Origin of the sequence: Halomonas korlensis, from assembly GCF_900116705.1 — a bacterium.
Taxonomy (GTDB): domain Bacteria; phylum Pseudomonadota; class Gammaproteobacteria; order Pseudomonadales; family Halomonadaceae; genus Halomonas; species Halomonas korlensis.
On sequence record NZ_FPBP01000016.1, the window covers coordinates 1 to 24,269 of the forward strand.

General features: G+C 63.5%; 23 protein-coding genes and 1 other RNA gene. 15 read left to right on the forward strand and 9 right to left on the reverse strand.

Annotation, left to right across the window (positions count from 1 at the left end):
* Nucleotides 1–1,160: pyruvate kinase (gene pyk, locus BM341_RS16930; protein ID WP_139233032.1), on the reverse strand; the 1,160-nt coding region annotated here is incomplete at its 3' end.
* A 346-nt stretch (nucleotides 1,161–1,506) separates the two neighbouring features.
* Between pyk and gap the strand changes: the two genes are divergently transcribed.
* Together gap and BM341_RS16940 are read left to right on the forward strand one after the other, a co-directional pair.
* Nucleotides 1,507–2,508: a type I glyceraldehyde-3-phosphate dehydrogenase gene (gap, locus tag BM341_RS16935; RefSeq protein WP_089797241.1), complete on the forward strand. Its 1,002-nt coding sequence runs from the start codon at nucleotides 1,507–1,509 to the stop codon at nucleotides 2,506–2,508.
* A gap of 124 nt (nucleotides 2,509–2,632) precedes the next feature.
* Complete coding sequence (locus BM341_RS16940) at nucleotides 2,633–3,376, forward strand: sulfite exporter TauE/SafE family protein (protein WP_089797242.1); 744 nt, start codon at nucleotides 2,633–2,635, stop codon at nucleotides 3,374–3,376.
* Between the two features lie 81 nt (nucleotides 3,377–3,457).
* Here the strand turns inward: BM341_RS16940 and nspC are convergent, their stop codons facing one another.
* Nucleotides 3,458–4,630 (reverse strand): carboxynorspermidine decarboxylase, encoded by a 1,173-nt coding sequence (gene nspC / locus BM341_RS16945; RefSeq protein WP_089797243.1) that lies wholly within the window; start codon nucleotides 4,628–4,630, stop codon nucleotides 3,458–3,460.
* Nucleotides 4,631–4,639: 9 nt separating this feature from the next.
* Nucleotides 4,640–5,839: a saccharopine dehydrogenase family protein gene (locus BM341_RS16950; RefSeq protein WP_089797244.1), complete on the reverse strand. Its 1,200-nt coding sequence runs from the start codon at nucleotides 5,837–5,839 to the stop codon at nucleotides 4,640–4,642.
* A gap of 285 nt (nucleotides 5,840–6,124) precedes the next feature.
* On the opposite strand from BM341_RS16950, the gene BM341_RS16955 reads away from it, so the two are divergent.
* The 3 genes from BM341_RS16955 to BM341_RS16965 all read left to right on the forward strand — a co-directional run bounded on the left by BM341_RS16955 (nucleotide 6,125) and on the right by BM341_RS16965 (nucleotide 9,120).
* Nucleotides 6,125–6,373, forward strand: a complete 249-nt coding sequence (locus BM341_RS16955; protein WP_139233033.1) for a hypothetical protein — start codon at nucleotides 6,125–6,127, stop codon at nucleotides 6,371–6,373.
* Between the two features lie 159 nt (nucleotides 6,374–6,532).
* Nucleotides 6,533–7,687, forward strand: coding sequence for a lipocalin-like domain-containing protein (locus tag BM341_RS16960; RefSeq protein WP_089797246.1), 1,155 nt, complete (start codon nucleotides 6,533–6,535; stop codon nucleotides 7,685–7,687).
* Nucleotides 7,684–9,120: a c-type cytochrome gene (locus BM341_RS16965; protein WP_089797247.1), complete on the forward strand. Its 1,437-nt coding sequence runs from the start codon at nucleotides 7,684–7,686 to the stop codon at nucleotides 9,118–9,120. Before BM341_RS16960 ends, BM341_RS16965 begins: the two co-directional genes overlap by 4 nt.
* A 341-nt stretch (nucleotides 9,121–9,461) precedes the next feature.
* Here BM341_RS16965 and ssrA read toward each other — a convergent pair.
* Nucleotides 9,462–9,841, reverse strand: a transfer-messenger RNA (tmRNA) gene (gene ssrA, locus BM341_RS16970).
* Nucleotides 9,842–9,952: 111 nt separating this feature from the next.
* Nucleotides 9,953–10,444, reverse strand: a complete 492-nt coding sequence (smpB, locus tag BM341_RS16975; protein ID WP_089797248.1) for an SsrA-binding protein SmpB — start codon at nucleotides 10,442–10,444, stop codon at nucleotides 9,953–9,955.
* A 128-nt stretch (nucleotides 10,445–10,572) separates the two neighbouring features.
* Here smpB and BM341_RS16980 point away from each other — a divergent pair, with 128 nt between their 5' ends.
* On the forward strand, nucleotides 10,573–11,007 hold the full coding sequence (locus tag BM341_RS16980) for a type II toxin-antitoxin system RatA family toxin (protein WP_089797249.1): 435 nt from the start codon (nucleotides 10,573–10,575) through the stop codon (nucleotides 11,005–11,007).
* Entirely contained in the window at nucleotides 10,997–11,302 is a 306-nt protein-coding gene (locus BM341_RS16985) for an RnfH family protein (RefSeq protein WP_089797250.1), read from the forward strand. The genes BM341_RS16980 and BM341_RS16985 overlap by 11 nt, the downstream gene beginning before the upstream one ends.
* A gap of 42 nt (nucleotides 11,303–11,344) precedes the next feature.
* On the opposite strand, the gene BM341_RS16990 is transcribed toward BM341_RS16985, so the two are convergent.
* Entirely contained in the window at nucleotides 11,345–11,809 is a 465-nt protein-coding gene (locus BM341_RS16990) for an outer membrane protein assembly factor BamE (RefSeq protein WP_089797251.1), read from the reverse strand.
* Nucleotides 11,810–11,881: 72 nt separating this feature from the next.
* Between BM341_RS16990 and fur the strand changes: the two genes are divergently transcribed.
* The gene (gene fur, locus BM341_RS16995; RefSeq protein WP_089797252.1) at nucleotides 11,882–12,328 is read left to right on the forward strand and encodes a ferric iron uptake transcriptional regulator; all 447 of its coding nucleotides are present in this window, start codon (nucleotides 11,882–11,884) and stop codon (nucleotides 12,326–12,328) included.
* A gap of 155 nt (nucleotides 12,329–12,483) precedes the next feature.
* Here the strand turns inward: fur and recN are convergent, their stop codons facing one another.
* Nucleotides 12,484–14,157, reverse strand: a complete 1,674-nt coding sequence (recN, locus tag BM341_RS17000; protein ID WP_089797253.1) for a DNA repair protein RecN — start codon at nucleotides 14,155–14,157, stop codon at nucleotides 12,484–12,486.
* A 258-nt stretch (nucleotides 14,158–14,415) separates the two neighbouring features.
* Between recN and grpE the strand changes: the two genes are divergently transcribed.
* The 3 genes from grpE (at nucleotide 14,416) to dnaJ (ending at nucleotide 18,391) form a co-directional block, all read left to right on the forward strand.
* Nucleotides 14,416–15,072 carry a nucleotide exchange factor GrpE gene (gene grpE / locus BM341_RS17005; protein WP_089797254.1) on the forward strand — a complete coding sequence of 219 codons (657 nt, stop codon included), beginning with the start codon at nucleotides 14,416–14,418 and terminating at the stop codon, nucleotides 15,070–15,072.
* A 129-nt stretch (nucleotides 15,073–15,201) separates the two neighbouring features.
* Nucleotides 15,202–17,133: a molecular chaperone DnaK gene (gene dnaK, locus BM341_RS17010; protein WP_089797255.1), complete on the forward strand. Its 1,932-nt coding sequence runs from the start codon at nucleotides 15,202–15,204 to the stop codon at nucleotides 17,131–17,133.
* A 106-nt stretch (nucleotides 17,134–17,239) separates the two neighbouring features.
* Nucleotides 17,240–18,391 carry a molecular chaperone DnaJ gene (dnaJ, locus tag BM341_RS17015; protein WP_089797256.1) on the forward strand — a complete coding sequence of 384 codons (1,152 nt, stop codon included), beginning with the start codon at nucleotides 17,240–17,242 and terminating at the stop codon, nucleotides 18,389–18,391.
* A gap of 75 nt (nucleotides 18,392–18,466) precedes the next feature.
* Here dnaJ and BM341_RS17020 read toward each other — a convergent pair whose 3' ends face one another.
* Together BM341_RS17020 and corA are read right to left on the reverse strand one after the other, a co-directional pair.
* Complete coding sequence (locus BM341_RS17020) at nucleotides 18,467–19,411, reverse strand: HNH endonuclease (protein WP_175507896.1); 945 nt, start codon at nucleotides 19,409–19,411, stop codon at nucleotides 18,467–18,469.
* Nucleotides 19,412–19,536: 125 nt separating this feature from the next.
* Complete coding sequence (gene corA / locus BM341_RS17025) at nucleotides 19,537–20,502, reverse strand: magnesium/cobalt transporter CorA (protein ID WP_089797258.1); 966 nt, start codon at nucleotides 20,500–20,502, stop codon at nucleotides 19,537–19,539.
* A 185-nt stretch (nucleotides 20,503–20,687) separates the two neighbouring features.
* On the opposite strand from corA, the gene BM341_RS17030 reads away from it, so the two are divergent.
* From BM341_RS17030 to carA, 4 genes are all read left to right on the forward strand, one after another.
* Nucleotides 20,688–20,966, forward strand: coding sequence for a DUF2218 domain-containing protein (locus tag BM341_RS17030; RefSeq protein WP_089797259.1), 279 nt, complete (start codon nucleotides 20,688–20,690; stop codon nucleotides 20,964–20,966).
* Entirely contained in the window at nucleotides 20,963–21,862 is a 900-nt protein-coding gene (locus BM341_RS17035; protein WP_245784313.1) for a DMT family transporter, read from the forward strand. The genes BM341_RS17030 and BM341_RS17035 overlap by 4 nt, the downstream gene beginning before the upstream one ends.
* Before the next feature lie 79 nt (nucleotides 21,863–21,941).
* Nucleotides 21,942–22,748 (forward strand): 4-hydroxy-tetrahydrodipicolinate reductase, encoded by an 807-nt coding sequence (gene dapB / locus BM341_RS17040; RefSeq protein WP_089797260.1) that lies wholly within the window; start codon nucleotides 21,942–21,944, stop codon nucleotides 22,746–22,748.
* Between the two features lie 351 nt (nucleotides 22,749–23,099).
* Nucleotides 23,100–24,257: a glutamine-hydrolyzing carbamoyl-phosphate synthase small subunit gene (carA, locus tag BM341_RS17045; protein ID WP_089797261.1), complete on the forward strand. Its 1,158-nt coding sequence runs from the start codon at nucleotides 23,100–23,102 to the stop codon at nucleotides 24,255–24,257.
* The last annotated feature ends 12 nt before the right edge of the window (nucleotides 24,258–24,269 follow it).

Below are 24,269 nucleotides of genomic sequence, written 5' to 3' on the forward strand. Positions count from 1 at the left end.
ATGGCGCCCACCCCCGCGAGGTGATTGGCGGCGTACATGGCCGACAGCGCGATCGTCTCGTCGATCTGGCTGAAGCCCTCGTGGATGCGGTGCCCCGACTCCTGAATCACGCGCTCGCGCTCGGCGCCGAGACAGACGCGGTTCATGGCTTCGATGGTCTCCACCGGGAAGTCGCCGGCCGCGGTTTCGGCGGAGAGCATGACCGCGTCGGTGCCGTCGAGCACCGCGTTGGCGACGTCGAACACCTCGGCGCGGGTGGGCAGCGGCGACTCGATCATCGATTCCATCATCTGCGTGGCGGTGATCACCGCGCGGTTCAGCGTGCGGGCCTGCTTGATGATGCGCTTCTGGGTGCCGATCAGCTGGGCGTCGCCGATCTCCACGCCCAGATCGCCGCGGGCCACCATCACCGCCTCGGAGGCCTCGATGATGCCGTTGAGGGTGGCGGTGTCGGCCACCGCCTCGGCGCGCTCGAGCTTGGCGACCAGGCCGATCTCGGCGCCGGCCGCGCCGAGCAGCTCGCGGGCCTCGGCCATGTCGGCGGCGCTGCGGGGAAAGGACACGGCCAGGTAGTCGACGCCGATCGCCACCGCGGTCTTGAGATCCGCCTTGTCCTTGTCGGTCAGCGCCGGCGCCGACAGGCCGCCGCCCTGCTTGTTGATGCCCTTGTTGTTGGAGAGCTTGCCGCCCACAACCACGCGGGTGTGGATCTGCTGGCCCGCCACGCGGGTGACGTCGAGCACCAGGCGGCCATCGTCGAGCAGCAGGCGGTCGCCGGCGGTGACGTCGTCGGCCAATGTCTTGTAGTCGCAACCGACCCGCTCGGCGGTGCCGGCGTCGCCGTCCAACGCCATGTCGAGCACGAAGGCCTGGCCTTCGGCCAGCGTCACCGCGCCGTTCGCAAAGCGGGCGATGCGAATCTTAGGGCCCTGCAGGTCGCCCAGGGCGGCGACGCTTCTGCCCAGGCGGTCGGCGATCTCGCGCACCCGCGTCAGGCGCTGGCGATGGTCCTCCGCCGAGCCGTGGGAAAAATTGAGGCGCACCACGTCGACGCCGGCGTTCAGCATCGCCTCGAGCACGCCGTCGCGGTCGCTGGCCGGTCCCAGGGTGGCGACGATCTTGGTGCGGCGGATGGGCGTGTGCGGGGTGTTGGTCGGCATATTGGCCTCCTTGATGCTGACAGGATTGTTATCGGGCCACGATAACGCTTTGACTGTAACTTTACTACATCACAAAACGGTGTCGTTCTTATGACAGCGCTTGTATTGGGTGTTTCTATTGGAAAAAAACGAAAATGACGGAGCTGCCGAGACGAGAAGAGTCGAGTCAGAATATTTATGTTGTAAAATTACTAAAAAAATATTGAGTCCGTCCCGATCCTGCGTCACATTATGCCCAAGTACAGAGCCGCAGGCGTATGAGGGCAGTGATCTACAATGTCTTATCACCTACCGACGGCTCGACCAGTACCGCTACTTCTTTCACTGGAACGAGGAGGCTCACGTCATGATGCTCAAGATAGCTATTAACGGCTTTGGCCGCATCGGCCGCAACGTGCTGCGCGCGCTATACGAGAATGGTTACCGGGACCGCGTGCAGGTGGTCGCCATCAATGATCTCGGTGACCCCGCGCTCAATTCCCATCTGCTTCGTCATGATTCCGTGCACGGTCACTTTCCTTTTGCCGTCGAGCATGATGACGAGAGTCTGACCGTGGATGGCGACCGTATCGCCATTCTCTCGGAGCGCGACCCCAGCCGGCTGCCCTGGAAGTCGTTGGGCGTCGACCTGGTGATGGAGTGCACGGGACTCTTCACCAAACGCGAGGCCGCGGCTCAGCACATCACTGCCGGTGCCATCCGCGTATTGATCTCCGCGCCAAGCCCCGACGCCGATGCCACCGTGGTTTATGGCGTCAATGAGCAATCGCTGACCGTCGAGCACACGGTGGTGTCCAGTGCGTCCTGTACTACCAACTGCCTGGCGCCGGTGGCCAAGGCGCTCAACGACAGTGTGGGCATCGAGAACGGCCTGATGACCACCGTGCATGCCTACACCAATGATCAGCATCTCTCCGATGTCTACCACAAGGACCCCTACCGAGCGCGAAGCGCGACACAGTCGATGATTCCAACCAAGACGGGCGCCGCGGCGGCGGTGGGGCTGGTGCTGCCGGAGCTGGCGGGCAAGTTCGACGGTCTGGCCATTCGCGTGCCGGTGATCAACGTATCGCTGGTGGATCTGACGTTTACCGCCGGCCGTGACACTACCAGAGAAGAGATAAACGCCATCGTCGAGAAGGCCGCTGCCGATTCCCCGGTGTTGGCGGTCAATGCCGAGCCGCTGGTGTCCATTGACTTCAACCATGATGCCAACTCATCGACCTTCGATGCTAACCACACCCGCGTGAATGGGCGTCTGGTCAAGGTAATGGCCTGGTATGACAACGAATGGGGCTTCTCCAACCGCATGCTGGATACGGGCCTGGCGATGCATGCTGCCAAGTGAAATGGTGATTATCCGTCTGGTGTGACCAGACGGCTTGACCTCGACACGTATCGGGTCTCAGATGCATGGGCGCCGGAGTGGGAAACCGCTCCGGCGTCTTCACGTTTGCGACAGGAAAGATGCCATGCTACCCGACTATGCCTGGTCCGCCTGGGCGCTGATCGCCCTTTCCACCTACCTGACCGGGGTCTCCAAGGGAGGCTTCGCCGGTGGTTTCGGCACGCTCTCGGTGCCGCTGATGGCGCTGGCGATCGGACCTGTCGAGGCCGCCGGCCTGTTATTGCCTTTGCTGCTGGTGATGGACGTCTTCACCGTCAAGGCCTGGTGGGGACATCACGATGCCGCCGAGGTGCGGCGATTAATTCCGGGCCTGACGGTTGGCGTGCTGCTGGGCACATTGTTGATCGGCAGCCTGAACGAGGACGGCGTGCGCTTGCTGCTGGGAATACTGTCGCTGGTCTTCGCCGTTTATATGCTGTTGCGTCCGGCGGTATCGCGACCCATCTCCGCCTGGTGGTCGCTGCCCGCGGGGATCGGCTGCGGCTTCACGAGCTTCCTGGCCCATGCCGGGGCGCCACCGGTCAATCTCTACCTGATCCCTCGTCGGCTGAGCAAGGAAGCCTTCATCGCTACCGTGGCCATCGTGTTCGCGACCGTCAATTTGATGAAGCTCGGCCCTTACCTCTGGCTCGGCGAGATCAATCTGACCAGCGCCTGGGCCTCGCTGCTGCTGGTGCCGCTGGCCTGGTTCGGGGTGCGCAGCGGACTGTGGCTGCAGCATCGGGTCAGCGAAGTGCTCTTTTATCGGCTGGTGACGGCGGCGATGGCGGTGGTGGGTGTGCAGTTGATCGTGAAATCGCTGGGATAGGAGATAAACACGACAAGCCCCCGCAGGGGCTTGTCGTAGGTGGTGCAAGCGTCTCGCCAGAAGATGTTGAGGTGCTTGGGGCTAGCTCAGCCGCTGTTTGTAGTCCTCGTAACCGAAGGTCTTCACCGTGCGCACCTTGCGGCTCGTCTCATCGACCCGGCAGATCGACGGCAGGCGCATGCCATTGAAGGTGCTGGTCTTGACCATGGTGTAGTGGGCCATGTCGGTGAACACGAGCCGGTCGCCGATCGCAAGCGGGGCGTCGAAGCTGTATTCGCCCACCACGTCGCCGGCCAGACACGTCAGGCCCCCCAGGCGATAGGTGTGGGCCTTCTCTCCGGGTTTGCCCGCGCCGATGATCTCGGGGCGATAGGGCATTTCCAGCACGTCCGGCATGTGGGCGGTGGCCGAAGTGTCGAGGATGGCGATGGAGCCGTCGTTCTCGACGATATCCAGTACGCTGCAGACCAGAAAGCCGGTGTTGAGCGCGATCGCCTCGCCGGGTTCCAGGTAGACCGTAAGGTGCGGATGGCGCGCCTTGAAGTCGCGTACCACCCGTACCAGCCGCTCAACATCATAGTCGGCGCGGGTGATGTGATGGCCGCCGCCGAAGTTCATCCACCGCATGCTGGGTAGGTAGTGGCCGAACTTTTTCTCGAAAGCTGCGAGGGTCTCTTCGAAGGCGTCGCTGTTTTGCTCGCATAGGGCGTGAAAATGCAGCCCCTCGAGCCCCTCGAGGTCCGCCGGCGTGAGATCCGCGGCGCGAGTACCGAGCCGTGAGCCTGGCGCGCAGGGGTCGTAGAGCGGCACCTCCCCGGTGGAGTGTTCCGGGTTGACCCGCAAGCCACAGGAGATGCTGCGCGGCGCGGCCGCGACGGTCTCGCGGAAATGTCGCCACTGCCCCGGCGAGTTGAAGCTCAGGTGGTCGGCGTAGCGCAGCACCACGCTCATTTCCGCCTCGGTGAACGCCGGCGAGTAGACGTGCACCTCGCCGCCGAAGGTCTCGGCGCCGAGGCGTGCCTCGTCCTGGCCGCTAGCAGTCGTGCCGACCAGATACTGGTTGATCAGCGGAAAGGTATCCCACATGGCGAAGCCCTTCAGCGCCAGCAGGATGCGCGCACCGCTCAACTCCTGGACTCGCGCGAGCAGCTCCAGGTTACGGCGCAGGAGCGCGTCGTCCACCACATAGGCGGGCGACGGGCAGGCCCCAATGTCGAAGGGGTAAGCATCGAAGGGGTAGGCTGTTGCATCCATAGCGCGCAATCAGGCCAGCGGGTCGGTGTCGGGGTCGAGTTCGACCATCTGCCAGGGCAGGCCCATCTCGCCGATGCGTTCCATAAAAGGGTCCGGGTCGAGCTGCTCGACGTTGAACACGCCATCACCTTTCCACAGGCCCTGAAGCATCATCATGGCGCCGGTCACCGCCGGTACGCCGGTGGTGTAGGAGATCGCCTGGGACTGCACCTCGCGATAGCAGGCCTCATGATCGCAGATGTTGTAGATATGCACCTTGCGCCGCTTGCCGTCCTTGATGCCATCGAGGATCACGCCGATGTTGGTCTTGCCCTTGGTGCGCGGGCCGAGCGACGCCGGGTCGGGCAGGACGGCCTTGAGAAACTGCAGCGGGGTAATCTGGCGACCCTCGAATTCGATCGGCTCGATGCTGGTCATGCCGACGTTCTCGAGTACCTTCAAGTGAGTGATGTACTTCTCGGAGAAGGTCATCCAGAAGCGGATGCGCTCGAGCCCGCGGATGTTCTGGGACAGCGACTCCATCTCCTCGTGATAGAGCAGGTAGAGGTCCTTTTCGCCGATGCCCTCGAAGTTGAAGGTGCGCTTCTCGGCCAGCGGTGCGGTCTCCTTCCACTCGCCCTTTTCCCAGTAGCGACCGTTGGCGGTGATCTCGCGGATATTGATCTCGGGATTGAAGTTGGTGGCGAACGGATAGCCGTGGTCGCCGCCGTTGGCATCTAGGATGTCGATCCGGTGGATCTCGTCGAACAGATTCTTCTGGCCCCAGGCGCAGTAGATGTTGGTCATACCGGGGTCAAAGCCGCAGCCCAGCGTGGCCATGAGGTTCGCCTTGGCATAGCGGTCCTGGTAAGCCCACTGCTCCTTGTACTCGAACTTGGCCTCGTCGGGATGCTCGTAGTTAGCGGTGTCCAGGTAAGGCACGCCGGTCTGCAGGCAGGCCTCCATGATAGTCAGGTCCTGATAGGGCAGGGCTACATGGATCAGCACGTCCGGCTTGAAGGACTCGATCAGCGTGACCAGGGCCTTGACGTTGTCGGCATCTACCTGGGCGGTCTGGATCGGGCGATCCAGCTGCGCGGCGATCGCCTTGCACTTCGCTTCGTTGCGGCTTGCCAGGCAGATCTCCGAAAAGACCTCGGGGTGCTGGACGCATTTGTGAGTGACAACGCCACCGACGCCACCGGCGCCGATAATCAGGACTTTGCTCATGGTGTCTCGATTCCAGATCGGGAAATGACAATAAGGATAGGGTCTTATCGAAATTTGGGCTGCCGCAGCATACCCGGAGCCGACGCCACCCTGGTCTCGCGTGCTTCCAGGGCGCTGATGATGGCGCCCAGCGAGGCCGGTAGCAAGTGCTTTTCTTGCCAGGCTTTCGGCTAAAGTGGTGGTAGAGACACTTAAAGGAGGCGTCGCGGTGGCCGCATTTGTTGGACAGCCCGAGGCGCCCCTGCGATGAACGTTAACGCCATGCACAGACGTGAGGTAACCACGGTGAATCCGCAAGAAAAGACCATCATGGCCTTCGATGACCAGGGCCGAGAGTACATCATTGACATGTTCGTCAGTGTTCGCGACCTCAGCGACTTGCAACACGCCGGGGCCACCCATCACGGGTTGCCCTCCTTCACGACGCGGGAAGGCCATGCGGTCACGTATCTGGGCGGCGGTGAGTTCTCGATCGTGGTATCGGAAGGGGGCGACGCAGTAACCGTCCGGACCGACGATCCCGAGTTTGTCTAAGCCGAGACCCGGTTCACCTCTGTGCCTTGGTACGTTAATGCTTGGGCAGCAAGGGTTGGCTAATAAACGAAAAAAATACCCCTACTCTGCCGATCGCTTTGCGAGGTAAGGCCATCGCCGGATCTCGCGAGGTCTTGGAAGACGAAGGAGTGAACGAAGATGATGACACGGCGCAGCTGGGGCGTTGTTGCAGTGGTAATAGCGATTTCTGCAGCTGCCGTTTCATACTTTCTCGCCTCACTGCGGGGTTCCGAGCCGACCCCGTCTGCGCCGTCGCAGGGATCTGATTGGGTTTCGGCTGCAGCGGTCATCGCGGCAGAAGAATTCGACCGGCTGGCGGGTCCGTGGGAGCTGGCGCTTCCGGCGGATCATGGCGTGCACTCCGAAGCCAGCACGGAGCTATGGCAAGTGTCGGCGCACCTTACGGATGAGGATGGCCTGCCCGTCGGGGTCCAGTTCCTGCTTTTTCGCATCGGTCTCGCCGGACCCGATGCGCCGCCGCCGACCTCGTCCTGGGAGGCGCGGGAACTCTACCGCGGCCACGTCGTGCTGATCGAGGCGGCTGGCTCGACCGTCGTCGCGCAGGAGCGGTTCGCTCGCGGCATGGCAGGTCTTGCAGGATATGAGGCGAACCTCGGGGAGCTGCGCCTCGACACCTGGTCGCTCGAATTTCCGGTCCAGGCGGTTCCGGGCCAGTGGACCCTGAACACGGGACCGGGCGATATCCGGGTCGAGCTGAACCTGATGCCCGAAAAGGAGCCCCTTCGGGTGGACGGCAACGCGTTTCCCTTCCGCGGCTACGCTTTCAGCCGGCTGCGCGCCGAAGGTACCCTCGAGACGCAGTCGGGCCAGCGCTCGGTTTCCGGTACCGCCTGGTTCGAGCATCTGTGGGGCGAGCTGCCGATCCCCGGTGGGTCGCCCGTGGCATCGGACCGGCTGCAAGTGCAGCTCAACGACGGGTCGGAGCTTTCGGTCGTCCGGTCACGCCGCCTCGACGGGGCAGGCACGCCGACGGTGGAGGCGCTCCTGATCGATGCGGAAGGCACTGTCGTCGCCTTCGACGACGCAGCGCAGCTGGAACTGGCGCGCCGCTGGCAGGGAGCGGAGGCCGCCTGGCCTGTGGATTGGGAACTGCGGCTCGGAGATCTGCAACTCTCCATAACGCCGGTCATGGATGCTCAGGAACATGATTTTATGGTCAGTGTCTGGTCGGGTCTGGTACAAGCGCAAGGACAACATGGCGACCGGCCGGTCTCCGGGCTGGGGACGTTGCAGCTGACGGGTTACGAACTGATGGCAGGGGGAGCGCCATGAAGCAGCGGATCGTGATCGCTGGCACTGTTGTCACCCTGGCTGTCGCGGGGTTGGCAATCGCCTGGCTGGGCGGTTTTCTGCCTTCCTTATCCGGAGCCGACCCGGAGCGGCACCGCTCGCCCACCGGGGAGGTTCCGGCGACCGAGCAGCGTCCGGGCGATCCGATAGCGGGCTACCAGGCGCTGGTCAACGAACCCTATGTCAGCTGCGGCATGCCGTACGAGGCCTGGCGCCGTCTGGCGCCCGAAACCGACCCGGGGGATCTGCTGCCCGGTCGAGAAGGCCGTAACGCCGAGCTGCCCTATTTCCTTACCGCCCATGTCAATGCCGACGGCGTCGAGATCGTCTCGAACAACTGCCTGGTCTGCCATGCGGCGCGGTTAGGCGACGAGGTGGTGGTGGGACTGAGCGATACATTCGCCGATTTCACTGTTGATGCGCGCAGTGTGGTCAATCAGGCCGGCCGCTACGTGCGCGGCCCGGCACAGACCGCCGCCTGGCAGCACTGGGCCGACCGGATCGAGGGCATCGCGCCCTATATCCGGATCGGCACCATCGGCATGAATCCGGCCACCAACCTCAGCTGGGCGCTGATGACACACCGCGACCCCGAAACCATGGCCTGGTCCGACACCCCGCTGCTCGAGCCGCCGTCCGAAAGACCGGTACCGCTGCGCACCCCGCCTTGGTGGTGGATGGGCAAAAAGAACGCCATGTTCTACACCACCATCGGCCGGGGCGACCATTCGCGCTACATGCTGTTTGCATCGCTCCTGTGCGCCGACACGGTTGAGGAACTGCGAGAGATCGGCGTCTACGCCCCGGACATACGCGCCTATATCGAAAGCCTCGCGCCTCCCGCCTTTCCGGGCGAGACCGACGAGGCGCTCGCCACCGAGGGCCGGGCCGTGTTCGAGGCGAATTGCGCGAGCTGCCACGGCACTTATGGCGAATCCCCCCGCTATCCCAATCTAGTCATCTCGCTCGACCAGATCGAGACCGATCCGCTCTATGCCACGACGATGACCGATGGCAGCCTCGACCGTTTCTACGAATGGGTGGATCGCTCGCCGTATGGCGGCACGGTGCGGGCGGCGCCGGCGGCGGGATATATCGCCCCGCCGCTGGACGGAATCTGGGCGGTGGCGCCCTATCTGCACAACGGCTCGGTGCCGAGCCTCGCGGCGCTGCTCGACAGCCGATCGCGCCCCCGCTACTGGCGCCATGCCGAGACACGGGAATATGACGCGGAGGCGATGGGCTGGCGCCACGAGGTGCTGGAGGCTGGCAAAGATGCCGCCGACGACCCGGCCGAGCGGGTGCATATCTACGACACAACGCTGCCTGGCTACGACAACGGCGGCCATTACTTCGGTGACGCACTGAGCGAGGAGGAGCGCCGCGCGGTGATCGAATATCTCAAATCGCTGTAATGGCGCGCGTCGCGATGTTGGATGACTGGTTTCGCCTGCAAACTGAAGCGGGCTCCACCGATGGTGTGGCCTGGCTTGGCCCCGGAGATCGGCGTGCTTGGCGAACAGGGAGCGACAGTGGCACAGCTTGCCCCGGCGTTCTGGCACGCCATCGCGCTCGAGTGTGAATTTCTCGCCGCCGCGCTCGACTATTCTGCGGGTGATGCGGACAGGTTTTCCCGGCGTTGATGGCGTCGAAGGCGGATCCGCTCGCCCCATTCCTGGGGCAGCTTACTGTCCAGAATTGATGAGATCTTCAAAACGAAAAAAGCACCCGTAGGTGCTTGATTCGTATGCTTGAGTGGTGGAGGCGGCGGGAATTGAACCCGCGTCCGCCGGTACTCGCCCATTGGCTCTACATGCTTAGTTTCGTCATTTGGTTTAACGCTACTGGCGCCGACGAGCAGGCTCCAGCAACGCGATTCTTCAAAGTTTTAGCAACTGACGTGAAGACGCCGTCAGTCGCGATCCCATCAATCGTCGCTCGTATCCCCGCCGTGATGAATGGGCACATCACTTTGGGGCCGGGCTAGAAGCTAACAGCTGTTAGGCTGCCAGCGCGCCCTGAGCGTAGTTGTCGTCGTTTGCGACTATTAGTTCGTGATGTTGTATTTACGAGATACATCACGCTCTCGGCATGCACCGCAAGGGTTGTCACCGGCGTCGAAGCCATGTCGCCCCCTTAACTACCTAGTCTAACAGGACAGGTGATTCTATGACACCTCACGACTTGTTTTGTTCACAATCGCCGCTGATTTTGCGCCGTGTCTTACCGCATCGATTCTATGACACCTCACGTCTTGTTTTGTTCGCGCATGATGCGACCTTTCTGACGTTGCCAGTCGCGATTCTTTTCGGTGGCGCGCTTGTCGTGCTGCTTCTTGCCGGTCACCAGCGCCAGCTCGCACTTCACCTTGTTGCCTTTCCAGTAGAGCTTGAGCGGCACGCAGGTGTGCCCCTTGTCCTGGGTGCGCGAGAAGATCTTGGCGATCTCCTTGCGGTGCAGCAGCAGTTTGCGCGTGCGGGTGGGGTCGGCCACTTCATGCGTGCTGGTGGTGTTGAGCGGCAGGACATGACTGCCCAGTAGCCAAGCCTCGGCATTCTTGATCAGAATGTAGGTATCGGTCAGCTGTGCCTTGCCGGCGCGCAGGCTCTTCACTTCCCAGCCGGCCAGCACTAGGCCCGCCTCGAAGGTTTCTTCGATGTGGTATTCGAACCGCGCCTTCTTGTTCAAGGCGATGACGTTGCTGCCGGGGCCCTTGCCCTTGCCTTTCTTGTTGGCCATGAAACCTCGTTCCTGTGTCTGCCGGTGGCGGCTCCCCCTTCGATGTGGAGGGAAGCGTGGTACCATTCAAGGCCCGAAATAACCGCTCATGATACGCCCTGGGCACTGTGAAGTCAGCGGAGAGCTCAATGCCAACGGTCAATCGTTCCGCCATGGTGCGGCACACCCCGCGGGAGATGTTCGACCTCGTCAACGATTTCGAGCGCTATCCGGAGTTTCTTCCGGGTTGCCGTCGCTCGCGCCTGATCGAACAGGACGCGGACCATCTGATCGGTGAGATGACGCTGGGGCGCGCCGGCATCGAGCAGAGCATCACGACCCGCAATGATCTCTTTACGCCCGAGCGCATCGAGATGTCGCTGGTCAGCGGGCCTTTCAAGCGACTCAATGGCCGCTGGCTGTTTACGCCGATGGGCGATAAGGCCTGCAAGGTCAGCCTGGAGATGGAATTCGAATTCGCTAACCGACTGCTGGGCATGGCCTTTGGCAAGCTCTTCCAGCAGGTTGCGGGCCAGTTGGTAGAGTCGTTCACCCGCCGCGCCGACGATATCTATGGCCACTGAGCCCATCGATATCGAAGTCGCCTATGCGTTGCCCAGCGAGCAGTGCATCATTTCCCTGTCGGTTCCCGACGGCACCACAGCGCGCGAGGCGGTCATGCTGGCCCGCCTTGAGGCGCATTTCCCAGAGTGCGAGGCCGCTACCTTCCGCGAGGCTGACCTGGGAATCTTCGGCGCGTTGTTGAAAGCGCCTGAGCGCCACGTGCTTCAGGCGGGCGATCGTGTCGAGGTCTACCGACCGCTGCTGATCGATCCCAAGGCCGCCCGGGTCGCGCGCGCGTCACGACCCACGCGCTGATTCTCGGGCGCGCCGAGCGGTCCATCCTCCGGCTCAGCTGGCTCAGGGCTCTTGAGCGGGTTCGCCCCCCATGGGAAGCCTGCCCTCGTTCTCGGGCATCGCCTCGGTGGCGGGGAAGGCGTCCATCGCCGACTCGTCGTTACGCGGGCCGAGTTCATCGTCTGTGCCCAGTTCGATGTCGCTGTCCAGGTTGCCTTGGCGCTCTATATTGACAAGCCGGTCGTCATCGAAGGTCAGGGTCACGCGGCGCTGCTCGACCTCGTCATAGGCCTTATCGAGTCGAAACACATAGTCCCACTCGTTGGCGTCGAAGGGCGCCTCGAGAAGCGGGCGTCCCATGACGTCGACCACTTGGTCGCGGCTCATGCCGGTTTGCAGCTGGCTAACCATGTTGGTGGTCACCAGATTGCCCTGTGGCAAGTCACGCTTGTAGACACCGAAGTAACTGCAGCCGCTGCTGAGCAGCAGGACGGCAGACAGGGTGATGATTCCAGTCAGCTTTTGCATTTGCGCCCGTTCTTCACTATCGTGGATTCGGTCGATCATACCCGACCCTACCCGATACTGCGAAGAGCGACCATGGCCGACAAGAACCATGAACTGCGCAAGGCCGGTCTCAAGGTGACCCTGCCGCGCGTCAAGATACTTCAGATTCTCGAGAATGCACCGGGACAGCACCACCTGAGTGCCGAGGACGTCTACAAGTCGCTTCTCGAAGCGGGTGAAGATGTTGGCCTGGCCACCGTCTATCGCGTGCTGACTCAGTTCGAGTCGGCGGGTCTGGTGGTGCGGCACAATTTCGATGGCGGTCACGCGGTCTTCGAAATCTCCCAGGAAGAGCACCATGATCACATGGTGTGCCTGGAAAGCGGTGAGATCATCGAGTTCTTCGATGAAACCATCGAGCGGCGCCAGCAGGAACTCGCCGAAGAGCATGGCTTCGAGTTGGTTGACCATGCCCTGGTGCTCTATGTGCGGCCGTCCGGCTCACGGGCAACGCGCCAGGAAGGCATCCAGAAGAAGTGACGTAGCCAGAATTGCTGCCCGCCTGACTGTCAGCGGCCCCGATCATCGATCGGGGCCGCTGTCGTTTAGCAAAAGTCGTTTCGAAGTCTTTTCGTAAGTAACGTTCAACGAGTGTCGTCGGCTCAAGCTATCGTCTGTGGAATGGGACGGCAGCGTCAATGGTGGGGGTGTTGGCTGGCGTCCAGCATCTCCCGGGCATGGGCGAGCGTGCGATCGGAAAGATTCACGCCGCCCAGCATACGCGCCAGCTCGCTGACCCGCCCGGCCTCGTCGAGCAGTGCCATGCGGGTTAGCGTGGTGTCTTTCTCGGCCTGCTTCTCGATATGCAGGTGCTGGTGGGCCTGTGCCGCTACCTGGGGCAGGTGGGTCACGGTCAGCACCTGGCCTTGTTCGCCGAGGCGGCGCAGCAGCTGGCCGACGATCTCGGCCGTCGCACCCGACACCCCCACGTCCACCTCGTCGAAGACCAGGGTCGGAATGGTCGAATGACGCGCTGCCACGACCTGGATGGCCAGGCTGATCCGGGAAAGCTCGCCGCCAGAGGCGACCTTGGACAACGGCCGTGTCGGCTGGCCGGGGTTGGCGCTGATCAACAGGCGTACCGTCTCGAGCCCTTCGGGCGCCGGGGTGTCGCGTTCCTGAATCTCGACTTCGAAGCGTGCCTTGGCCATCGCCAGAAAGGTCAGCTGCTCCTGGACGGCCTTGGCGAAGCGCGGCGCGGCCTGGCGGCGTGCCTCACCGATCGTGCGGGCCTGCTCTTTCCAGGAGTCACGCAGGGATTCCGCCTCGGCGGCCAGGGTTTCCAGGTCGCCGTCGTTGCCTTCGAGCCCCTCGAGGCTTTTCTGCAACCGCTGATGCAGCGTGGTCAACTCCTCGGGCATCACATGATGCTTGCGCGCGATGCGATGTACCTCGCTCAGCCGTTCCTCGACCCACGCCAGGCGCTCGGGGTCGAGTTCCGTGACGCCCGCGAGGTGATTGAGCTCGCGTGCTGCCTCTTCGACCTGAATGCGCGCCTCGCCGAGCATGCCCAGGCAATCGGCGAGGCGGCCGCGGTCGCTCCCCGGCAGGGCCGTCAATCGACTGATCGCCTGGTTGAGCAGCGTCATGGCACCGCCGTCGTCGTGGTCGCAGCATTCGGCGGCGAACTGCGTTTCGCGCAGCCGCTCCTCGGCATGAGCGAGCTCCTCCTGCTCGTTTTCCAGCGCCTTGAGTTCTCCCTCGGCGAGCGCCAGCTGGTCGAGTTCATCGACCTGGTAGCGCAGCAGTTGCCGCCGGGCGTTCAGTTCGTCGCCGTCCTCGGCCAGACGCTTGAGGCGCCGTCGTGTGGCCTGCCAGCGGCGGAAAGTGTCGCCCAGGGCGGCCACCGCCTGGCGCTGACCGGCGAAGTCGTCGAGCAAGCGCAGGTGGGTCTCTTCGCGCAGCAGTGCCTGATGGGCATGCTGGCTATGTATCTCGATGAGCCGCTCGCCCAACGCCTTGAGGTCGGCGATGGTCGCCGGCTGGCCGTTGATCCAGGCCTTGGAGCGCCCCGACTTGGTGAGCACGCGGCGCAGCAGGCAATCATCCGCGGGCAGCTCGCGCGCCTCGAGCCAGGCACGGGCGGCCGGCAGCTGTCCAAGGTCGAAGCGGGCGGTCAGATCGGCTCGCTCGCGGCCGTGGCGCACGCTGCCGGCATCGGCGCGCTCGCCGAGACACAGGCCCAGCGCGCCAAGCAGAATCGACTTGCCGGCGCCCGTTTCGCCGGTGATGGCGGTCATGCCGCCGGAAAGATCCAGCTCGAGGTGGTCGACGATGGCGAAATCGCGAAGGGAAAGCTCTGTCAGCATGATCACTCCCGAAGGCTGCCCGGAATGGCGGCCTGTGCATTTCGGTATTGGTTTTTTATACAGTAGTCGATGGCCGCCAGCAATGCACGAGGTCAAGGCGTCGCGCGATGACGGCTTGAGATCGACGCCACCAGCCCCATATACCTCGACAGACCCATGTTCTTCGGTGGCACGCCCATCGATCGGCAATGTTTATGGTTTATGCAGCGGCGCGATGGCCGCACTGATAACCCGATATGCGCATTTCAGGAGATGTATATGGCCAACGATCCCCAGACCCCACTGGATGAGGAACTCGCCCGCCAGGAGCGGGAAGACGAGCCGCAGGCCGACCGCAAGCCCGATGAGGTTGAGCAGGACGCGGCGATCGAAGGCGCCGACGAGGCCGAAGAGATCGCCGAGCCGACCGAGAGTCTCGAGCCCGACGAGACGGTCGACAACCCCGAGGCCGAAGTGCTGGCCGCGCGGGTCGAGGAGCTTGAGCAGAGCCTGGCCGAGGCCAAGGATCAATCGCTGCGCGCTGCCGCCGAGGCGCAGAACGTGCGCCGCCGCGCCGAGCAGGAAGCCGACAAGGCGCGCAAGTTCGCCCTCGAGAAGTTCGTCAAGGAACTGCTGCCGGTCGTCGACAGCCTCGAAAAGGCACTCGAGGCCATGGAAGACGGCGCCAGCGACGCACACCGCGAAGGCGTGTCGATGACGCTCAAGCTGCAACTCGATGTGCTGGGCAAGTTCGGCGTCGAGCCCGTGGAGCCCCATGGCGAGCCCTTCGATCCGCAGTATCACGAGGCCATGGCGATGGTTCCCAATCCGGACCTCGAGCCCAACAGCGTCATGGATGTGATGCAGAAGGGCTACCTGCTCAACGGACGTCTGGTACGCCCGGCGATGGTCGTCGTCAGCCAGGCGGCGAGCTGAGGGAATCAATAATTGCGGGTCGCAGGCCTTGAAAAGCTGACGGCGGCCCCCCAGATACACGACAACTCCGCGGTAAATACCGCAGAACACAATTTCCGGTAACACTGAAACGACTTTTGAGGAGCTCCTATGGGACGCATCATTGGTATTGACCTGGGGACCACCAACTCTTGCGTGGCCGTGCTTGATGGCGACAGCGCGAAGGTGATCGAGAACGCCGAAGGCGCTCGCACCACGCCGTCCATCATTGCCTACACCGAGGATAACGAAACCTTGGTCGGCCAGGCGGCCAAGCGCCAGGCGGTCACCAACCCGCATAACACGGTTTACGCCATCAAGCGTCTGATCGGGCGTCGTTTCAAGGACGACGTCGTTCAGAAGGACATCAAGATGGTGCCCTACAAGATCACCGAGGCCGACAATGGCGACGCCTGGGTGGAAGTGAAGGGCAAGAAGCTGGCACCGCCGCAGGTCAGCGCGGAAATTCTCAAGAAGATGAAGAAGACCGCGGAAGACTACCTGGGTGAGGAAGTCACCGAGGCGGTGATTACCGTGCCGGCCTACTTCAACGATTCCCAGCGCCAGGCCACCAAGGATGCCGGCCGCATCGCCGGTCTTGAGGTCAAGCGCATCATCAACGAGCCGACCGCGGCTGCGCTGGCCTACGGCATGGACAAGTCGCGCGGCGACAAGACCATCGCGGTCTATGACCTGGGTGGCGGTACCTTCGATATTTCCATCATCGAAGTGGCCGATGTCGACGGCGAAACCCAGTTCGAGGTGCTGGCCACCAACGGCGACACCTTCCTGGGTGGCGAAGACTTCGACATGCAGCTGATCAACTACCTGGTCGCTCAGTTTAAGTCCGACAGCGGCATCGACCTGTCCGGCGACAACCTGGCCATGCAGCGCCTCAAGGAAGCCGCCGAGAAGGCCAAGATTGAGCTGTCCAGCGCTCAGCAGACTGACGTCAATCTGCCCTACATCACCGCCGACAACACCGGCCCCAAGCACCTGAACGTCAAGGTGACCCGGGCCAAGCTGGAGTCGCTGGTGGAGGAGCTGGTCAAGCGCTCCATGGGGCCGTGCAAGACCGCGCTGGCCGATGCCGGCCTGTCCGCCTCCGAGATCGACGACGTGATCCTGGTCGGCGGCCAGACGCGCATGCCCATGGTGCAGAAGAGCGTGGCCGACTTCTTCGGCAAGGAAGCGCGCAAGGACGTCAACCCGGATGAAGCCGTGGCCGTGGGTGCTGCGATTCAGGGCGGCGTGCTGGGCGGTGACGTCAAGGACGTGCTGCTGCTCGACGTCACTCCGCTGACGCTGGGTATCGAGACGCTGGGTGGCGTGATGACCCCGCTGATCGAGAAGAACACCACCATCCCGACCAAGAAGACCCAGACCTTCTCGACCGCGGATGACAACCAGACGGCCGTGACCATTCACGTGCTGCAGGGCGAGCGCAAGCAGTCGAGCGGCAACAAGTCGTTGGGTCGCTTCGACCTGGCCGACATTCCGCCGGCACCGCGCGGCGTGCCGCAGATCGAGGTCGCCTTCGATCTTGACGCCAACGGCATCCTTAACGTCTCGGCCAAGGACAAGGCGACCGGCAAGGAACAGTCGATCGTCATCAAGGCCTCCAGCGGTCTGTCCGAGGACGAGATCGAGCAGATGGTCCAGGACGCCGAGGCGCACGCCGACGAGGACAAGAAGTTCGAGGAGCTGGTGCAGCTGCGTAACCAGGCCGACGGCATGGTCCATGCCGCCCGCAAAACCGTGCAGGAAGCCGGCGAGCACGCCAGCGAGGAAGAGAAAGAGGCCATCGAGAGCGCCGCCAAGGAGCTCGAAGAGGCCATCAAGGGGGATGACAAGGACGATATCCAGGCCAAGCTTGACAAGCTGACCGAGGCCTCCGGCAACCTGGCCCAGAAGATGTACGCGGCCCAGGCCGAGGCGGCCCAGCAGGGCGGTGGCGAAGGCCAGGAGGCCGGCGCCAAGCAGGAAGATGATGTGGTCGACGCTGAGTACGAAGAAGTCAACGACGACCAGAAAAAGCAATAACCGCCACGGCCATGCCTTGGACGACGGTAGCGCGGGGGCCTGACTCCCGCGTTGCCGTTTCCGCGGCCAGGGCGTTAACTGCGTAGACCAGGAGGCGCATGGACCCATGTCCAAACGCGATTATTACGAGGTGCTGGGCGTCGAGCGTGGGGCCGACCAGAAAGACATCAAGAAGGCCTATCGGCGCTTCGCCCAGAAATACCACCCCGACCGCAACCCCGACGACGATACGGCGGCGGCGAAATTCCGTGAGGTCTCCGAAGCCTACGAGATTCTGAGTGACGAGGAGAAGCGGGCCGCCTACGACCAGTTCGGTCATGCCGGCGTTGAAGGCCAGGCCGGCGGTTTCGGCGGCGGTGGCTTCGGTGGCGCCGGCGCGGGAGCCGGTGGCTTCAGCGACATCTTCGGCGACGTTTTCGGCGATATCTTCGGCGGTGGCGGCGGGCGCCGGCACCCCAATGCGCCGGCACGAGGCAGCGATCTTCGCTATAACCTCGAGCTCGACCTCGAAAGCGCGGTGGCCGGTACGACTGTGGACATCCGCGTGCCGCGTCATGTGGAATGCGAGCGCTGCGATGGCGAGGGCGCCGAGCCGGGTTCCTCGAAGGAAACCTGCCCGACCTGTAATGGCATGGGCCAGGTGCGCATGCAGCAGGGCTTCTTCGCCGTGCAGCAGACCTGTCCGACCTGTCACGGCAGCGGACAGCACATCAAGGTGCCGTGCCACAAGTGTAATGGCGAAGGCCGGGTACGCGAGACGCGCACGCTCTCGGTGAAGATTCCGGCGGGCGTCGATACCGGTGATCGCATCCGCCTCAACGGCGAGGGCGAAGCCGGCATCAACGGTGGCCCGCCGGGGGATCTCTACGTGCAGGCCAACATCAAGCCGCACGACATTTTCCAGCGTGATGGCCGTCACCTGCAGTGCGAGGTGCCGATCAACTTCGTCGATGCCGCGCTCGGCGGTGAGCTCGAAGTGCCGACGCTCGACGGTCGGGTCAAGCTGAAGATTCCGCCGGAAACCCAGACCGGCAAGGTGTTCCGGCTCAAGGGCAAGGGCATCAAGCCGGTACGCGGCGGCCTGCCGGGCGATCTGCTGTGCAAGGTGGTCATCGAGACTCCGGTCAAGCTCAGCGAGCACCAGAAGAACCTGCTGCGCGAGTTCCAGGACAGCCTGAGCGGCAGCAACAGCCACTCGCCGAAGAAGAGCAATTTCTTCGACGGCGTGAAGCGGTTCTTCGAGGACATGAAGCCGTAAGGCGAGTTCGCGCGGCAATGAAAGGGCCCCGGCATCATGCGATGCTGGGGCCCTTTCGCGTTCTGGCTTTGCCGATCAGCGCTGCAGGTGGTCCATTCGCCATGCCAGGCCATCTTCATGAGGATGGAAACGCTCATCTCTTGGCAGCACCAATGGCTGCTTGTCCAGCCGCCAAAGCCATTGGTTGTCCTCCATCAGCGCATCGACCATAGGGCTGACGTGCCAGTTTCGATCCGTGCCGGGTGCGATCAAGTGGTTGTCCATCGCCCAGTGCAGGTCCGGCGTCAGGGCCAGGCCGTTGCCGGGGCGATCGTCGCGGCTCGTGGCGAAGGGCATCAGATGGGCGGCCTCGACTAGGAAGCGAAAGTCCGGGGTAATGAAGCGTCGCCGGCTAGCCGCGCAGCGATAGTCATAGGCATCCAGCACGAGGGTTCGAAAGGCAGCAGAGCGGGCATACTGCTGGCTGGCTTCCCGAACAGTTCCGGTCAGGCTTTCGGGCGCCTTCTCGTATTCTCCACAGGCAAATGCCGTCTCAAGATATGCCTGGAGTAGCGCATAGGCATCCTCGTCCGTGGACAGGTACCGGTTGGCCAGCAGCGCACAGGCTTCCCGGGCTGTGGTGGAGTCCTTCATTGCCGAGAACAGGGCCGGATCAAGCTGGGCAGCCCCAAAGCGTTGTTCGAGCTGATTCATGGATTTCGGCTGCCCCATCTGGTCGGCAACTTCTTGCACAGCCTGGACGTAATCGGGTCGCCAGAGCTTGCCAGTGGGGCCTTCCCGGTTTCTCAGCGCCCACATCGGCATCCATGGACGGGCTCGGTGCCGCTCTCCCGTCACCGTCTCGAAAATATCGTGGTAACGGGCGATCAGGCGAGTATTGATCAAGATTCGTGGAGAAGCGATATGGCCCGCCTGAATCTCGCAGATGATTGCCAGCAGCAGGCATGGCTGGTGTGGCGCGGGCCGCCCCGTACTCTGATCGACCTTGAGCTGTACCAGGCAGCCAAGCCGCGTATCCATCTCTAATCCTTCTCGCGTTTCCTGTTCCCGCAGCCCCAATGGCACTCCGGTCTGCCATGCCATACTGCACAGGCGAGCGTTCGTCCTATATCACTCACATACTGTCGTGCAGGTGACAACCCTTGCTACAGCCATCCGGCGCGCCGGAAACGTTGGTACAGCAGGCCGCAGGTGCCTCCCATCACCAGCAGGGCCAGGGGGTAGCCGAGTCGCCAGTCCAGTTCCGGCATGTGGACGAAGTTCATGCCCCAGATGCCGGCGAGGATCGTGGCTACCGCGAAGATGGCCGCCCAGGCCGCCAGGCGCTTGTGGACCTCGCCCTCGTCGATGGCCACCATCGAGAGGTTGACCTGGATCGCGGTGATGGTCATCTCGCGGATGGTATCCACCGCCGACTCGATGCGATGCAGGTGGTCGTAGACATCCCGGAAGTATTCGCGGGTCTTGCGGCACAGCGCCGGTACCCGGCCGCCGAACAGGTGCGCCGTAGCCTCGCCCAGGGGCATGGCGGCATGCTTGAGCTTCATGGTCTGGCGCTTGAGTTTGTAGAGCCGCTCCAGGCTCCGGCGGGCCGTGCCCCTGACGAAAATCTCGTCCTCGATGCTCTCGAGTTCGGCCTGCAGCGCCTCGATGACTGGAAAGTAGCGGTCGACGATGGTGTCCATCAGGGCATAAAGCACGAACGCCGGCCCATGGCGCAGCAGCTTCGGCTCGTGTTCGCAGCGCTGACGTACCTCGGCGAAGCCCCGGCCCGGATGAAGGCGCACCGACAGCACATAACCCGGCCCTGCAAACACCGCCACCTGGCCAGTCTCCAGTTGATCGTCGCACATCGTAATCATGTGCATGACCATGAACAGCGCTTCGCCGTACTCCTCGACCTTGGGGCGCTGATGTCCGTTAAGAGCGTCCTCCACGGCCAGTTCATGCAGATCAAACACCTTCTGGAAGGTGGCCATCTCCTCCTCGTCCGGGTTGTGCAGCGCCACCCACACGAAACGGTCCGGTGCCCCCAGATAGTCGACGATCTCGTGGGTCTGGATGTCCTGTAAGCGGCGTCCCTTCTCGTAGGCCACGCAGTTGACGATCATTGCCGAGTTCTCCCGCTGGGTGATTGAGCCCTGTGGAAGAGCATAGACCCTGAGGCTCCCCACCTGCCGTCCCCTTCCACACGGTCGGCATGCGCAGTGAGAGAGGCGAGGCGTGTCGGCAGGCTGGCGTTCTGGGGTAGCGTCGTCCTACTCTGAGCATTCACCCCAACTGAGCGGAGAGTCCCATGCCGATTTCACGAGCCGAAATTCCTGCCGAGGATGCCCAGGGGCTGGTCGATCGCCTATGCCGGGATTGGGCGAGTGTCCAACCGGTCGATCGCGACGAGACGCAGGCGCGTATTACCTTCGATGAGGGCAGTTGCCTGCTGCAGGCCGAGCCGGACCGGTTAATCGTGGCCGTCGAGTCGCTGGATGTCGAGACCCTGGATCGGCTCGAGGGCAAGGTGAATGCGACGCTGGAGGGGCTGTCGGGGGTGTCACTGGAGATCGTCTGGGAGACGTGAGGGTCAGCGCTTCGCCGCATGCCGCTCACCTGGGCATGCTGCTATGGGCGGTGCTGGTAGGGCTGTCGTTTCCGGCCGTGGGCTTGATGAGCGAGCTGCCGCCGCTGCAGCTCACTGCGCTGCGTTTCGCCATCGCCTGTGGCGGGCTCTGGTGGTTGGCACATCGCTCGCCGAGCTTTGTGCCGGCTTTGCGCGTCGTGCCGCTCTACGGCGCGATGGGGCTTTGCCTGGCGGGATTTTTCGGCGCCATGTTCTGGGCCGCGCATCATGCCACTGCCGTTTCCATGTCCACGCTCTTCGTGACGGTACCCTTGCTGAGCTATGGCCTGGGGCTGGGCTTCGGGGTCGAGCCGTTGGCCTGGCGCCTGCCGGGGATCTTGCTGTTGGGCGCGGCGGGGGCGCTGGGGCTGGCGGTCGCCGAGTCGCTGGAGCAGGGCGGCGGGCTGCGCTTCGGCATCGGCGAGGGCGTGTTCTTTCTCGGCTGTGTGTCCACGGCCCTGTACCCCGTGCTGAGCAAATGGGGGCTGGTCACCGGCCGGCTGCCCGACTCGGCAGCGGTGCGAACCTTCTGGAGCCTGGGGCTCGGCGGCTTGCTGATCGGGCTGCTGGGGCTGGTCCTCGAGCCGGTCGGGCCGCTGGCGACGATGCGCTGGCAGGACCTGCTGCTGCTGGTGTATCTCGGGGTCTTTTCCACCGCTCTGACCTTCTGGCTGCTGCAGCGGGCAACCGCAGTCCTTTCGCCGGGAGCGGTCACCGCCTACGGCTATCTGGTGCCCTTCGTCTCCATGCTGCTGCTGTTCATCCAGGCGCCGTCGCGTATCGGCTGGGCGTGGCTGCCGGGGAGCTTGCTGGTGCTTGCGGCCATGGCGCTGCTGATGCGGCGTGGGGCCGACTGAACGGCTGCGCTGAACCCTCTGCTATACTCTCGCCCTTGTCATTTTCCTCTTTCGCCACACCTGCTTCACAGGAGCCCGCATGACTCGTATCGCCATTGTCGGTGTCGCCGGCCGCATGGGCCGCACTCTGGTCAACGCCGTAGCGCAGGATGCCGGCACGACGCTGGCCGGCGGCGTCGTCGAGCCGGGTAGCTCGCTTGTCGGCGCCGACCTCGGCGAACTGGCCGGCCTCGGCAAGCTGGGCGTCGGCGCCGTGGAGTCGCTGGCGGTGATCGTTGACGACTTCGACGTGCTGATCGACTTCACCGCGCCGCAGGTGACGCTTGCCAACCTGGCGTTCTGCGCCGAGCACGGCAAGCGCATCGTCATCGGCACGACCGGACTCAGCGATGCCGAGCTCGATGAGCTCGATGGCTACCGCGACAGGCTGCCGATGATGTTTGCGCCCAACATGAGCGTTGGCGTCAATCTGACGCTGAAGCTGCTGGAAACCGCAGCGAAGGCGCTGGGCGACGAGGGCTACGATATCGAGGTGATCGAGGCGCACCATCGCCACAAAGTCGACGCGCCCTCCGGCACGGCGTTGAAGATGGGTGAGGTGGTAGCCGATTCGCTGGGTCGCAGCCTCAAGGAGCATGGCGTCTTCGAGCGGGTGGGCCAGTGTGGGCCGCGCCGCGCGGATGAGATCGGCTTTTCGACCGTGCGGGCCGGCGACATCGTCGGCGAGCACACCGTGATGTTCGCCACCGAGGGCGAGCGCATCGAGATCACCCACAAGGCCAGTAGCCGCATGACCTTCGCCAAGGGTGCGGTGCGTGCCGCGCGCTGGCTGGCCGACCGGGACAATGGCCGCTACGACATGCTGGATGTGCTGGACTTGAAGTGACCGGGCTTGCAGCCGGGTTCGGCAAGCCGTGGCTGAGAAACCCTAGATGAGAGGCATGGGGCTGAAGGGCTACCCGGCCTTGATATTGGCGGCTGAGAGGGTAGCCGCGGGGCGGCGAATCCTGTAACATTTCAAAAATTTTGGCCGGGTGCTTGGGTGAAAGCCCTCACGAGCGCTTGTTACTTCGGCCCAGGCATTCCGAGCGAATGACAATAAGCGGGATGAAACCGGTCTTAATCGGGTTCGTCCCGCTTTTTTGCGGGACGGCCATCCGCGGGGCGGCCAACAGCAGCCACGAAGCTCAGCCCCAGCCAACGCCGCATTCCGAGATGAACATGGGAGGACCTTGCGTTGAACAGACCCGCGATACTGGCCTTGGAAGATGGCAGCCTATTCCACGGCACGGCCATTGGCGCCGATGGGCAAACGAGCGGTGAGGTAGTGTTCAATACGGCCATGACCGGCTATCAGGAAATCCTCACCGATCCCTCCTACACACGACAGATCGTCACCCTCACCTATCCGCATATCGGTAATACCGGCATCAATGCCGAGGACGTCGAGTCCGACGGCATCGCCGCCGCCGGCCTGGTGATTCGCGACCTGCCGCTGGTCGTCAGCAGTTTTCGCTCCGAGCAATCGCTCAGCGATTACCTCAAGAGCCAGAATGTACTGGGCATCGCCGATATCGACACGCGCCGCCTGACGCGCATCCTACGCGACAAGGGTGCTCAGAACGGGGCGATCCTGGCCGGCAGCGACGCCGAAGGCGATGACGCCGCCGAGCGTGCCCTGGCCGCCGCGCGGGCCTTTCCGGGTCTCAAGGGTATGGATCTCGCCAAGGTGGTGTCCTGTCAGACGCCCTATGAATGGCACGAAGGCGAATGGACGCTGGGCGAGGGCTACGCCGACGCGGCCGGCCCTGATGGAAAGGCCGAGCGGCCCTATCACGTGGTGGCCTACGACTACGGTACCAAGCGCAACATCCTGCGCATGCTCGCCTCCCGCGGCTGTCGCCTGACCGTGGTGCCGGCCCAGACGCCGGCCAGCGACGTGCTGGCGATGCAACCGGATGGCGTCTTCCTGGCCAACGGCCCCGGCGACCCCGAGCCCTGCGACTATGCGATCACGGCGATCCGGGAAATCCTCGAAACCGAGATTCCGGTCTTCGGCATCTGCTTGGGGCATCAGCTGCTGGCGCTGGCCAGTGGCGCCAGGTCGGTGAAGATGAGCCACGGCCACCATGGCGCCAACCATCCGGTGCTGGACCTCGATACTGGCCGCGTGATGATCACTAGTCAGAACCACGGCTTCGCCGCCGACGAGGCCAGCTTGCCGGCCAACGTGCGTGCCACGCACCGTTCACTGTTCGACGGCACCTTGCAGGGCATCGAGCGCACCGACCGCCCGGCCTTCAGCTTCCAGGGACACCCCGAGGCGAGCCCGGGTCCGCGCGATGTGGCGCCGCTGTTCGACCGCTTTATCGACATGATGAAGGCCCGTCGCTAGGCATTGCCCCGG